Here is a 13,898-nt window from a genome sequence, read left to right on the forward strand (position 1 = left end):
ATCCTATTTTTATTTTATCTTGCATTCTAAACAGTTTTTTCATGTTAGCCCCCTCTTTACAACTTTTTTCTGCTTCTGCAGGGTCAGGTAAAACTTATACCTTAACCTTAGAGTACATTAAGTTGTCATTGCATGAAGTGGAGCCTCGTGGATATTTTCGTCGAATTTTAGCTGTCACATTTACGATTAAAGCAGCTGAAGAAATGCGTTCAAGAATTATTCAAGCTTTATCGGGTATTTCGGCCTATCCATCATTTATTGGATTTACTGAAAAAGATAAATCGGATGCGATAGATTTATTAAATAGAATTCAACAAGATTTAAGCAAACAAGGTATAGAATTGAGTCTGGATGAATTGTCCACTCGTTCTTTAATTACCTTACAGCAAATACTCCAAGATTACGGATTATTTTCCGTCATGACGATTGATGCCTTTGTTCAAAGGTTGAGTAGTTCATTTGTGGAGGAACTTCATTTGCCAAGCCAATTTGAAGTGATAATGGATATTCCATCTTTGATGAATGATTTGATGGATCAATTATTGGATAAGGTCAATCAATCTGGAGATCCTGTTTTAACGGATTTAGTTCTTTCTTTTGCGCGCCAAGAAGTAATTGATGGCCGAAATTGGAATCGGATACGTCAAAGCTTAATTGATTTCTTGAGGATTTCTTTTGATGAAAATTACTTTGGGATAAAGCATGAAATGGATGCTTTCTCCATGTCTGATTTTTTACAAATTGAATTACAATTGCATACCAAAATACAAGCAGTTGAGGAGCAAGTTGGAGAGATTTCGAAGCAAATAATGTATCTAATTGATTCTATTGCTATTCAAGATTCAGATTTAACAGGTGGAGCAAATGGCCCTATACATACTTTTCGAAAATTTGTACAAGGTCAAAGTTTTTTAGAATCGAATAAATACGTCAAGTTACGTAATGCGATAGATCAAAATAAGTGGCATGCTGCAAAAGTAGATCCGATTACTAAATCCAATATTGAGGCTATTTCAGATCAATTAACTGATTTAGCGAGGGAATTTGTTGAATTGTATGATGAAGAGATTTCTCGTTATTTATTATTTAAATTAATAGCCAAAGATTTAAAGAAAATTGCCCTTATTTCTTCAATAAACCAGGAATATCAAGTTTATCAGCATGAACAATCTAGTATTTCTATTTCTGAATTTGCTAGACGAATAAATGAAATTATTTCCCAAGACCCAGTACCCTTTATCTATGAAAAGCTTGGGGATCGATATTTCCATATTTTAATTGACGAATTTCAAGATACCTCTATTTTACAGTGGAAAAATTTTATGCCTTTATTGGAAAATACGGTATCCTTAGGAAAACGAAATTTATTGGTAGGTGATGCTAAGCAATCTATTTACAAATTTAGAGGTGGCGAAGTGGGTTTAATAGCTTCATTAACTTCGCAAAATCCTGCTTTAATCGGAGATAAAATTGCTCAATCAGAATTTGACCAAGTTCGTTTTGATTATTTAATTCAACAAATTCAATTAAATGAATTAGCCTTTAATTACCGAAGTGCACCTGAAATAGTGGAATTTAATAATGCACTATTCACTTGGATTTCAAATCAACCAAACTATCAAAGTTTGTGTGCGCTCTTAGAACCTGTGTATGGTCATCGGATGACCCAAATCCCACAAGTTTCAACCAATAAGTTATCGGGTCAAGTAGATGTATTGGTCTTTAAAAAACCTGTCATTACCTCTGATAATAAAGATGTAGAAGCCAAATGGATGTTGCAAAATGTGCTAAATTTAATTGAATATAATGTATCCAAAGGTTTTTGTCTTGGTGATATCTCCTTATTAACAAGGAAAAATAAAGATGCTAAATTTTTAGCTTTGCAGTTAAAAGAAGCAGGTTATCCTGTTATTTCTGCTGATTCCTTATTGGTCTATTATTCTTCTTTAGTCTCTTTCATTTTGGCATTATTAAAAATGAAAGTTGATTCACAAAAACCTCTATTATTATTTGAAGCTGCTTATGCGTTAGCTGATATTCATGGTAAAGAAATATCTTTGGAAGCTTTGAAATTTTTACAAGATCATAGTAAAAAATCTGATTTACAGTTGGTTATGAATCAGTATATTCAAGAATTTTATGGTATTCAAATGAATGCCATTTGGGAGGAGGATAGTTTTTTTGATGTTGTATATCATAGCATTGGAATTTTTGATTTATTTAATCAAGCTGAAGGATCGGAGTACATATTAAAATTGTTGGATATTATTCAAGATTTTACGTTGAAAAATGCATCTACCATTTCTGATTTTTTAGATTATTTTGATTTAAACAAACATAGTTTTAGTATTTCTTGTCCAGAAAATGTGGATGCTATTACCATCACTAGTATTCATAAATCCAAAGGTTTAGAATACCCCGTAGTTATTTTACCATTTGCATCTTGGTCGCATCAGGCTGGAGAGCGTGATAAGATTTGGTATAAACTTGACATTGAAGAAGAAGCATTTCAATTAAATGAAAAGGGTACTTTACCTCATTTTTATGCTCGAGCAAATGCCAATGACGTGGATGCCTTTCCAAGTTTAGTGATTCAAAAACAACAAGAACGAGATGCCATATTTTTGGATGCACTGAACATGTTGTATGTGGCCAGTACACGTGCAAAGCAACACCTTCATATATTATTTTCAGAACCGAATCCAGATTCCCACGCCAGAACAAAAACTATATTTGAACAGTCTATTGGTAAATTATTGAAGGATTATTTGCAATCTTTTAAACCAAAGGCTGATGATTTGCCTTCATTTGTCGAAGAAGAATATCATGAACATTCAGCTTATTATTTGATTAGCCAATCAGAGAAATTTATTACCAAGCCTAATTTGACAAATTCTGAAATTCATATCAATTTACCCTTAGATGCGAAGACATCCAGAAAACCACTATTAAGAGTTAAATCTGCCCAATCTGATTTATATACTTTAGCTAAAGAAAAGAGAGAATTGGGTGAAATTATTCACAAGCAATTAGAAAATTTAAAATCTTTTGAGGACGTACAACTAAAAGATGTGTTACCTGAAATTGTGGAATTGCTTGAAATTGATGAAATAAAGCAATTTTTTATTCCAGGAGAGTTATTCATCTCGGAGGAAGATATATTGTTGCCAGATGGAAATGTCATTCGACCAGACCGCGTTGTTAAAAAGAAAGAATCTTTGATTGTGGTGGATTATAAAACGGGTAAAAAGGAAGAAAAACATCTTACTCAGGTTAATTCTTATTGTGAAGCTTTAAGAAAAATGGGTTATGTAGATGTCCAAGGAGCCATTATATATACCGTGAACAAAGAAGTGACTTATGTGTAAAAGAATTCTTGGCGTAGGATTGTTAGTCATTTTGGTATCTTCCTGTTCTGTTTGGAAAAAGACCATTCGATTTCTTGGGATATCCAAAGCTCAAATTGAAAATAACTATACGCTTAGTGAAGTAGATCAACTCATTCAAACAGGCTTGGCCTACAAGGGAGTACCTTATCGAACTGGAGGAATTGATCGAAAAGGGATGGATTGTTCAGGTCTATTGTTTCGTATCTATTCGGACCAAAATTTTCAAATACCAAGGTTATCAAAGGATCAAGCACAATTTGGATTGCCTATTTCTATTCAAGAAGCTCAAGTAGGCGATTGGATTTTTTTTGCCACTAATAAATCAAAAGTTATTAATCATTCTGGTATCATTACTCAGATAAAATCTGCCAATGAGGTCTATTTTCTTCATTCAAGCACGTCTAAGGGAGTGCGAGAAGATAATTTGTATACCAAATATTGGCTCGGAAGTTATGTAAAAATGATACGTCCGTTTAAAAATTAATGGAAGCTTGAAGGATAAAAGCTTCGCTTGATGTATTTTTGCATTCTTTTTAAATAAAACTATGTCGAAAAAGGTAATTATAATCGGTGCAGGTGGAGTTGGAAATGTGGTGGCAAAGAAATGCGCAATGAATCCTCAGGTTTTTTCAGAAGTTCTCTTGGCTTCTAGAACTTTGTCAAAATGTGATGCTATCGCAAAAGAGGCAAAAGAAATAGGACTTCCTATTTCGATTAAAACTCGTCAAGTGGATGCAGATTCTGTACCCGAATTAATAAAATTGTTCACAGAGGAAAAACCTTTCATGGTAATCAATGTGGCATTGCCTTATCAGGATTTAACGATTATGGATGCTTGTTTAGCCACAGGTGTACATTATTTGGATACGGCAAATTATGAGCCTAAAGATGAAGCTAAGTTTGAATATTCTTGGCAATGGGCATATCAAGAAAGATTTAAGGAAGCTGGATTGATGGCCTTATTGGGTTGCGGATTTGATCCTGGTGTTACGGGAGTATATACTGCCTATGCCAACAAGCACTATTTTGATGAGATGCATTATTTGGATATCATTGATTGTAATGCAGGTGATCATGGTAAGGCATTTGCTACCAATTTTAATCCAGAAATTAATATTCGTGAGATTACTCAAAAAGGTAAATACTGGGAAAATGGTCAATGGGTTGAAATTGATGCTATGTCCATTCACAAACCAATTGAATATCCCAATATTGGACCTAAGGAATCATATCTGTTATACCATGAGGAATTGGAGTCTTTAACTAAAAACTTTCCTACTTTAAAACGTGCTCGTTTTTGGATGACCTTTGGACAAGCTTATCTTACTCATTTGGAGGTATTGCAAAATGTAGGTATGACTTCTATTCAACCAATTAAATTCAATGGTATGGATATAGTACCGCTTGAATTCTTAAAGGCGGTTTTACCGGAACCAGGTACTTTGGGAGAAAATTACTCTGGACAAACTTCCATTGGATGTCAAATTAAAGGTATCAAGGACGGCCAAGACGCAACATATTACGTGTATAACAATTGTCACCATGCAGAATGTTATAAAGAGGTCCAAGCGCAAGGAGTTAGTTATACGACTGGAGTTCCTGCTATGATTGGAGCTAGTTTAATGATCCAAGGAGATTGGATGAAAGCAGGTGTTTATAATGTGGAAGAATTTAATCCTGATCCATTTATGGAGATGTTGAATATTCACGGCTTACCGTGGCATGAATTGCACAATATCACACTTCCTCATGAGTATTAGGCCTCAAACAGTTTACCCAACTATACCGTCTCCCTGTTTTGTTTTGGAGGAGAACTTGTTGTTGAATAATTTAAGGTTACTTCAAAGAGTTCAACAAGAAGCCGGTGTTGAGATTATATGTGCATTAAAGGGTTTCTCGTTTTACCATGAATTCCCTTTGGTAAGGACTTATTTAGCTGGTGCTACGGCTAGTTCCTTACATGAGGCGCGTTTAGCATTTGAAGAAATGAAAGTTAAGTGCCATGTATATTCACCTGCTTATTTAGAAAAAGAGTTTGAAGAATTAACTTCTTATACTAGCCACTTATCGTTTAATTCACTGAATCAATATCAGCAGTTTTATCATAGAGCTTCGCAAAAAGGTATTTCATGCGGCATTCGTATTAATCCTGAATATGCTGAGGTAGAAACAGATATGTATAACCCCTGCGTTCCTGGGTCGAGGTTAGGAATTCGTCGATCGGATTTAGGTGAATCATTGCCAGAAGGAATTGAGGGTTTACATTCACACACTTTATGTGAAAATGATTCTTTTGTTTTGGAAAGAACCTTGGCTGTAATAGATGAGAAATTCGGAGATTTATTACCGCAAATTAAATGGTTAAACCTTGGAGGTGGACATTTGATTACTCGTGCTGATTATCAAGTAGATCACTTGATTCAGGTATTAACAAGCTTTAAAGCCCAATATCCTAATTTATCCATCATATTAGAACCTGGTTCAGCGGTGGGTTGGCAAACTGGATTTTTAAAGTCAACTGTACTGGATATAGTACATTCAGCAGGAATAGATGTGGCTATATTAGATGTATCTTTTGCAGCACATATGCCAGATACGCTAGAAATGCCTTATAAACCAAGAATTCGTTATGCGAATTCAGAACCTGTATCAGGTAAGCCGACCTATCGTTTTGGAGGTATGACATGCCTTGCAGGAGATTATTATGGTGATTATTCTTTTGAGGAACCCTTGAAAATAGGGGATGAGATCATATTAGAAGATATGATTCATTATACTATGGTAAAAACAACTACTTTCAATGGTGTTAATCTGCCTAGCATAGGTAAACTAGATACAGATCAAAACTTTGTACTATTCAAAAGTTTTGAATATGAATCATTTAAAGATCGCCTGTAAATTATCAGTTTCCTGAATTTATTAGGAAGATAAAATCAATAAATTTTGATTGGTTTCACTTAGATTTGTCAAATTTTGAAAATTTGACAAATCTATCGAGTGAGTTAAACTTTGAACAAGTTTGGAGTGGAGAAGATCGGGCTCGAACCGACGACCTCTTGCATGCCATGCAAGCGCTCTAGCCAACTGAGCTACATCCCCGTTTATGGATTGCAAATGTCATGATTTTTAATGGAAATTGCAATATGGCTTAGAAATTAACCCGAACGCCTATGCCACCTTGAACGTGGAAAAAGAAAGGATTAGGAGCTATTTCATTATAAAAACCAATTTCTCCAAAGAAGGATAAATTAGGAGCATCTACCGGGAAAAATTCAATACCGCCTACAGCAGCAGCACCAAATCCACCATTACTTGTTGGTGTGGTACTACCTTTGGCATATAAATCTCTGGATGTATACTGCGGGCCGAAACCGTAGTAGGTATGAATATCTGAATTAACTAAAGTTGGATGATGCCATAAATACAAAGCGTTCATGGTAAATCCAATGTTCTTAAAGGTGCCATCTTTATAATTTCTATCGGTACCCCACAATCCGCCGTATGCGCCAATATTTACCTCTACAGCATTAACACCATTGCTTAAATACTTACGAGCCATAAAGCCCCCTGGTTCCCCAATTCTGAAACCAGATGCCCATTCTTGTATTTGCCCAGAAGCTAGCGTAGAAAGACAAGAAAACAATAAAATGAATAGGCTCTTTTTAAACATATAGTTAAGAATAAAATTCTTGCATTTTTTGTACTAATACTTGGTTTTCCTCAGCTAAACCAACGGTAATTCGTATGGAGCTTTCGCATAAAATCACATTCGAACGATTTCTAGTAATGACTTGCTGTGAAATTAAATAATCAAATAATTCTTGGGTCTTTTCCAATTTTACCAAAATAAAATTAGCATGCGATGGAAAAATACGAATCACCTGTGGAATTGCTTCCAACTTTGAAATTAACGTATTTTTTGCATGATTTATTTGTTGAATCGAATTAATTAAAAAATCTCTGTTCCTTAAAGCCGCTAAAACCAATGCTTGTGTGGCTCCACCAATATTATAGGGAGGCTTGATTTTATTTAAAATCTGAATAATTTGCGGGTGAGCAAATGCCATTCCCAATCGTAAAGATGCCAATCCATAAGCCTTGGAAAGTGTTTGCATAACTATTACTTGGGGAAATTTACCCAATTCTGTAATGAAACTTGGTTCATCGGAGAAATCGATATATGCTTCATCTATAATGACGAAACCTTGTTGGAAATTTTCAATGATTTGATAAATATCACTTCGATTGATTTTATTTCCAGTTGGATTATTGGGCGAACAAATGAATATAATGCGGGTATTATCTTGAACAGATTTCAAAATTTGATCTACTTGCAATTGGTAATCTTCCGTAAGTGCAACTGAAATTATATTTACGTTATTAATCGATGCACTCACCTCATACATTCCATAGGTGGGAGGACACAAAATAATAGAATTTTCCTGCCCTGCACACGTCATGCGAATGATTAAGTCAATAGCTTCATCCGATCCATTTCCGATAAATATTTGGTCTACTGGAATTTGTTTTATTTTGGATAATTCCTCTTTGATTTCCCATTGCATAGGATCTGGATAGCGATTCCAGTTTTCCGAAAGGGGAGAACCCAATGGATTTTCATTCGCATCTAAAAATACACCTTCTTTTCCTTTAAATTCATCTCTTGCAGATGAATAAGGTTTCAAATTCCAAATATGTGGTAAGATGATGGATTGATAATTCATGAACGTATATTTAATCGAATCGCTACGGCATTGGCATGCGCTTGCAACGATTCAGCCTCTGCCATTTCTATGATACTTTGACCTAAAACTTCTAATCCAGCTTGACTAATACTTTGAAGTGTGATTTTCTTTTGAAAACTGGCTAAATTAACCCCAGAATAAGCTTTAGCAAATCCGTTAGTTGGTAATGTATGATTGGTGCCTGAGGCATAGTCACCTGCTGCTTCAGGAGTAAAATTTCCTAAAAAGATAGAACCAGCATTCACAATGTGATCAGCAAAATCTTCTGGTTGATTACAAGCTAATATTAAATGCTCTGCCGCATATTCATTCAAAAGTTGAATGGCCTCTTGTCTATCTTGAACCAAAATTGCTTTAGAATTAGTAAGGGCTTGTAATGCTAAATCCTTCCTATCTAATAATTGTACTTGTTTTTCAAGTTCTTCTTGTGTCTTTTCTATAAATGTCTCTTCCAAAGCCACTAAAAATACTTGTGAATCTACCCCATGTTCAGCCTGCGATAATAAATCTGCGGCCACATAAGCTGGATTGGCAGTTGAATCAGCATATACAGCTACTTCAGATGGACCTGCTGGCATATCAATGGCTATACCTTTGTGGTTAGCATACATTTTAGCGGCAGTTACATATTGGTTACCTGGTCCAAATATTTTAAATACCTTAGGTATGGATTCTGTACCAATAGCCATGGCAGCCACTGCTTGAGCTCCACCTACTTTGGCCATTTTAGTAACCCCACACAATTGAGCAGTATAAAAAATGGCGGGATGGACAGCAGGAGTACATAATACAATTTCTTTACAACCGGCTATTTGAGCTGGAATTGCCAACATCAAAATTGTAGAAAATAAAGGAGCTGTACCTCCAGGGATATATATGCCCACTTTTTCAATGGGGCTAGCCTTTTGCCAACAAATTACGCCTGGGCTAGTTTCAATTTTTTGTGATACAAACTGCTGTGATTCATGAAAAGTATGAATATTGTTATAAGCTTGTTGTATTGCCTTTTTTAGTGAATCAGGAACCTGATTGGCCAAGGTGTGTATTTCTTGTTCCGAGTATAGAATTTCCTGAATTTCTCTTTTTTCAAATTTCAACGTTAAATCACGTAAAGCCTGATCTTGTTGATTTTCAACTTGAGCGAATATCCCTTCAATGATTTGATCCAAAGATTGAGCATCAAGGCTGGGTCTTTGACAAATTTGTACAAAGGTGTCTACAGAAGGATATTTAATAAAAGGAATCATACTAAAGAATCATTTTCTCAATTGGTAATACTAATATCCCTTGTGCACCAGCTTCACGCAAGGACTCAATGATTTCCCAGAAATCATTTTCAGAAATAACAGAATGTAAAGAATACCAACCTTTTTCCGCTAATGGAACACGGGAAGGCGATTTCATGCCTGGTAATAAGGCAATGATTTTATCTAAATTCTTTTCTTCCGCATTTAATACTACATATTTGGCATTTTGACCTCTTTGTACAGAATCAATTCGAAAAGTAAGTTTATCTAATATACTTTTCTTTTCAGCAGATAAAGATTTATTTGAAATTAATACAGCTTGACTTTTAAACACTTCAGCTACTTCTTTTAATCCATTGCTTAAAAGTGTTCCTCCAGTAGAAACTATATCACATATTCCCTCTGCTAAACCAATGCTTGGTGCTATTTCTACAGAACCAGAAATCTCATGTGTATGTGCAGTTACTCCTTTTGACTTTAAAAAAGTATTGGTCAAGTTAGGGTAGGAGGTCGCAATATTTTTCCCTTCAAAATAACTTAGATCAGTATATACCTCATTTCTAGGTATTGCTAGTGATAAACGACATTTTGAAAAGCCTAATTCCTTAACAATTTCTACATCCTTACGATTTTCTTCCAATACATTCAGTCCAATAACACCCAAATCTGCTACGCCATCCTCTACATATCCTGGAATATCATCGTCGCGAAGGAACAAAAATTCAATAGGGAAATTGCTAGATATCGAACGTAATTTTGAACCACCCGATTCAAACTTAATTCCACACTCTTTAAATAATTTCAATGAATCGTCACTTAGTCGTCCCGATTTCTGTACTGCGATTCTTATGTTGGTATTGCTCATATTCGTATTTTTCCTAAAATAGACAAGCCCCGAAATTTTCGAGGCTTGCCATTATTTTTGTTTAGATAAACATCTTAATGGGATCCTCTAGATACTGTTTTAATGTAAGTAAAAACGCAGCACCTGTTGCACCATCTACCACGCGATGGTCGCAGGTTAATGTTAACTTCATGATATTAGTGGCATAGAATTGACCATTTTTCACACCCACTGTTTCTTTAATACCTCCAACAGCCAAAATACATGATTCTGGTGAGTTGATAATAGAAGTAAACTGGTCGATTCCAAACATACCTAAATTGCTGACAGTAAATGTATTACCTTCCCAATCTTTAGGTTGTAATTGCTTGTTTTTAGCTTTTCCTCCCAATTCTTTCGCCTCTGCAGAAATCTGTGCAATAGATTTTTCACTTGCAAAACGAATAACAGGTACTAATAAGCCATCTTCTACAGCTACAGCCATTCCAATATGCACATGCTTATTTACACGGATTCGATCTTCCATCCAATAAGAATTTACTTTAGGATGTTTTACTAGAGATAATGCTACTGCTTTGATAACCATATCATTAAATGAAATCTTAACTGGTAAAACTTCATTCATGCTTACTCTAGCTTCCATAGCTTTATCCATGTTGATTTCCATGGTTAAATAAAACTCAGGAGCACTGAATTTTGATTCTGACAAACGACGAGCGATTGTCTTACGCATTTGACTATTTGGAATATCTTCGAAACTCTCTTCACCTGATACAAAGTTGCCTGTGGCTCCTCCAGCACTAGGTTTATAGTTTTCGACATCGGATTTGGTAATTCTACCACCATCACCTGTTCCTTGTAACCAATTTAAATTGATATTTTTTTCTTTAGCTAATGCTTTAGCTAGGGGAGATGCTTTAATTATACCTCCTTTAGAATCAGCTTGGATTCCTGATGGAGCAGCTTTTGATTCAGTAACTTTTGGTGCTTCCTTCACAGGAGCAGATGCAGCAACAGCTACTGGAGTAGCAGGTGCTGGTGCGGCTACTGGAGCAATAGCTTGTTGTAAGAGTGGTTGGAAATCCGTACCTGGTTCTCCGACAATCATGATAATGCCGTCTACAATGACGCCTTCACCTTCTTTTGCTCCAATGTATAAAATGGTACCATCTTCATAGTTTTCTAATTCCATGGTAGCCTTGTCTGTTTCAACCTCAGCAATAATATCACCTGATTTTACAACATCACCTACTTGCTTTAACCATTTAGCAATGACACCTTCCACCATGGTATCACTCATTTTAGGCATTCTTACTGCTTTGGCAGGTATAGAACTCAAATCTACTGCTGGTGCAGCAGGAGCGGCAGCTATTGTTTCAGATGCTACAGGTGCAGGACTTGCTTCTACTGCTGTGGCAGGTGCAGCTGGAGCCCCAGCCAATAAACTTGAATAATCTTCTCCTGGAGTTCCAACGATGGCAATAATCCCATCTACAGGAACAGCTTCTCCAACTTTAACTCCGATATATAATAATGTTCCATCCTCGTAATTCTCTAATTCCATCGTTGCTTTATCGGTTTCCACCTCAGCTATGATATCACCAGACTTGATTACATCACCCTCTTTCTTTAGCCAATTAGCGATTACACCTTCAATCATGGTATCGCTCATCTTGGGCATTCTAATTACTTCAGCCATTATCTTATTTTTAAAAATTCAAAATTAAGCTTTAGAAGCCTGTTTCGAAAACTATTATGTAAAAATATTTGATTAATCTAATTTTAAAACTGCCATAAATGCTTCTTGTGGGATTTCTACGTTACCTACTTGTCGCATTCTCTTTTTACCTTTCTTCTGCTTTTCTAACAACTTCCTTTTTCGAGATATATCACCACCATAACATTTAGCTAATACGTCTTTTCTTAAAGCTTTAACCGTTTCACGGGCTATGATTTTTTGACCAATTGCTGCTTGAATAGCTATTTCAAATTGTTGACGAGGTAATAATTCACGCAATTTCTCACACAAACGTTTTCCCCAATCGTAAGCTTTATCCCGGTGAACAATGGCAGATAATGCATCTACCTTTTCTCCATTTAACATGATATCTAATTTGACCATGTTACCTGGCTCATATCCTTTGTATTCATAATCCAAAGACGCATAGCCTCTGGAAATGGTTTTTAGGCGATCAAAAAAGTCAAATACTACTTCCGACAAAGGCATATCAAAAGTGAGTTCTACTCGGTCGGTGGTCAAATAAATTTGATTAATTAAGATTCCACGCTTATCCATACAAAGACTCATAATCACACCAGTATATTCTGATTTAGTGATGATTTGAGCTTTTATATAAGGTTCCTCAATGATGTTAATCAAATTGGGTTCTGGTAAATCACTTGGCGCCGATACCCACAATTCCTCATTGGCTGTGGTTAGTACTTTAAATTTTACTGAAGGAACCGTTGTAATTACGGTCATATCAAATTCACGTTCCAATCGTTCCTGCACAATTTCCATGTGCAACATGCCCAAGAATCCACAACGGAATCCAAAGCCCAAAGCCATGGAAGTTTCTGGTTCCCAAACTAAAGAAGCGTCATTTAACTGCAACTTCTCCATGGCATCTCTCAAATCTTCAAATTCCGATGTTTCTACTGGATAAATACCAGCAAATACCATCGGTTTTACTTCTTCAAATCCTTGAATGGCAGATTTACATGGATTGGCTACATGTGTTATGGTATCACCCACTTTTACTTCTTTTGCCTCTTTGATACCTGAAATAAGATAACCTACATCCCCTGTTTTAATGATGGACTTAGGTTCTTGCTCTAATCCCAATGTTCCAATTTCATCAGCAAAATATTCTTTACCCGTATTAATGAATTTCACGCGGTCTCCTTTGCGAATTTCACCATTATAAACACGGAATATAACTTCAATTCCACGATATGAGTTAAAAGTAGAATCGAAAATCAAGGCTTGTAATGGTTCCTCAGGATTTCCTTTTGGAGCAGGAATTCGCGTAACTACCGCATCTAATATATCCTGAATACCAATTCCTTCTTTTCCTGAAGCATGAATGATATCTTCTTTTTTACATCCAATTAAATCAATGATTTGGTCCGAAACCTCCTCTGGCATTGCGCCAGGTAAATCTATTTTATTCAACACTGGAATAATTTCCAAATCATGATTGATGGCCAAATATAAATTAGAAATAGTCTGAGCTTCAATACCTTGAGAAGCATCTACTATAAGTAGTGCACCTTCACATGCTGCAATAGACCTAGAAACTTCATAAGAGAAATCGACGTGCCCCGGAGTATCAATTAAATTAAACGTATAAATTTCTCCATCCTTGGGATATTGCATCTGGATGGCATGAGATTTAATGGTAATGCCACGCTCTCTTTCTAAATCCATATCATCCAAGAGCTGATTCATCATATCACGCTTTTGGACCGTATTCGTGAATTCAATTAATCGATCGGCCAAGGTACTTTTTCCGTGATCAATATGGGCGATGATGCAAAAATTACGAAGGTTCTTCATTTATGTTAATATATGTTTTACCTAGAAATGGAATTATTGTATTAAATTCTTATTCAAGGCAATTGGAATTCATAAGTATCATGAGATTCCGTCTAATTTATTTCATTAATGGGA

General features: G+C 35.6%; 10 protein-coding genes and 1 tRNA gene. 4 read left to right on the forward strand and 7 right to left on the reverse strand.

Features of this window, described 5'->3' with window-relative positions; all coding sequences use genetic code 11:
* The first annotated feature begins 41 nt into the window (after positions 1–41).
* The 4 genes from G9H60_RS01245 to nspC all read left to right on the forward strand — a co-directional run bounded on the left by G9H60_RS01245 (position 42) and on the right by nspC (position 6,287).
* Positions 42–3,368: a UvrD-helicase domain-containing protein gene (locus G9H60_RS01245; RefSeq protein WP_223142301.1), complete on the forward strand. Its 3,327-nt coding sequence runs from the start codon at positions 42–44 to the stop codon at positions 3,366–3,368.
* Positions 3,361–3,873: a C40 family peptidase gene (locus G9H60_RS01250; RefSeq protein ID WP_223142302.1), complete on the forward strand. Its 513-nt coding sequence runs from the start codon at positions 3,361–3,363 to the stop codon at positions 3,871–3,873. The genes G9H60_RS01245 and G9H60_RS01250 overlap by 8 nt, the downstream gene beginning before the upstream one ends.
* A gap of 61 nt (positions 3,874–3,934) precedes the next feature.
* Positions 3,935–5,149, forward strand: coding sequence for a saccharopine dehydrogenase family protein (locus G9H60_RS01255; RefSeq protein ID WP_223142303.1), 1,215 nt, complete (start codon positions 3,935–3,937; stop codon positions 5,147–5,149).
* A complete protein-coding gene (gene nspC / locus G9H60_RS01260; protein WP_223142304.1) occupies positions 5,139–6,287 on the forward strand; it encodes a carboxynorspermidine decarboxylase in 1,149 nt (382 codons plus the stop codon). The genes G9H60_RS01255 and nspC overlap by 11 nt, the downstream gene beginning before the upstream one ends.
* Before the next feature lie 127 nt (positions 6,288–6,414).
* Here the strand turns inward: nspC and G9H60_RS01265 are convergent.
* The 7 genes from G9H60_RS01265 to lepA all read right to left on the reverse strand — a co-directional run bounded on the left by G9H60_RS01265 (position 6,415) and on the right by lepA (position 13,784).
* Positions 6,415–6,488: transfer RNA gene (locus G9H60_RS01265), tRNA-Ala, on the reverse strand.
* A 49-nt stretch (positions 6,489–6,537) separates the two neighbouring features.
* On the reverse strand, positions 6,538–7,059 hold the full coding sequence (locus G9H60_RS01270; RefSeq protein ID WP_223142305.1) for a hypothetical protein: 522 nt from the start codon (positions 7,057–7,059) through the stop codon (positions 6,538–6,540).
* 4 nt (positions 7,060–7,063) lie between these two features.
* Positions 7,064–8,113: a histidinol-phosphate transaminase gene (gene hisC / locus G9H60_RS01275; RefSeq protein ID WP_223142306.1), complete on the reverse strand. Its 1,050-nt coding sequence runs from the start codon at positions 8,111–8,113 to the stop codon at positions 7,064–7,066.
* Positions 8,110–9,381, reverse strand: coding sequence for a histidinol dehydrogenase (hisD, locus tag G9H60_RS01280; protein ID WP_223142307.1), 1,272 nt, complete (start codon positions 9,379–9,381; stop codon positions 8,110–8,112). Before hisD ends, hisC begins: the two co-directional genes overlap by 4 nt.
* A gap of 1 nt (position 9,382) precedes the next feature.
* Positions 9,383–10,246 (reverse strand): ATP phosphoribosyltransferase, encoded by an 864-nt coding sequence (gene hisG, locus G9H60_RS01285; protein ID WP_223142308.1) that lies wholly within the window; start codon positions 10,244–10,246, stop codon positions 9,383–9,385.
* Between the two features lie 61 nt (positions 10,247–10,307).
* Positions 10,308–11,924 carry a 2-oxo acid dehydrogenase subunit E2 gene (locus tag G9H60_RS01290; RefSeq protein ID WP_223142309.1) on the reverse strand — a complete coding sequence of 539 codons (1,617 nt, stop codon included), beginning with the start codon at positions 11,922–11,924 and terminating at the stop codon, positions 10,308–10,310.
* A 72-nt stretch (positions 11,925–11,996) separates the two neighbouring features.
* A complete protein-coding gene (lepA, locus tag G9H60_RS01295; protein WP_223142310.1) occupies positions 11,997–13,784 on the reverse strand; it encodes a translation elongation factor 4 in 1,788 nt (595 codons plus the stop codon).
* Between the last annotated feature and the right edge of the window lie 114 nt (positions 13,785–13,898).

Origin of the sequence: Aquirufa aurantiipilula (genome assembly GCF_019923745.1) — a bacterium.
Lineage (GTDB): Bacteria > Bacteroidota > Bacteroidia > Cytophagales > Spirosomataceae > Aquirufa > Aquirufa aurantiipilula.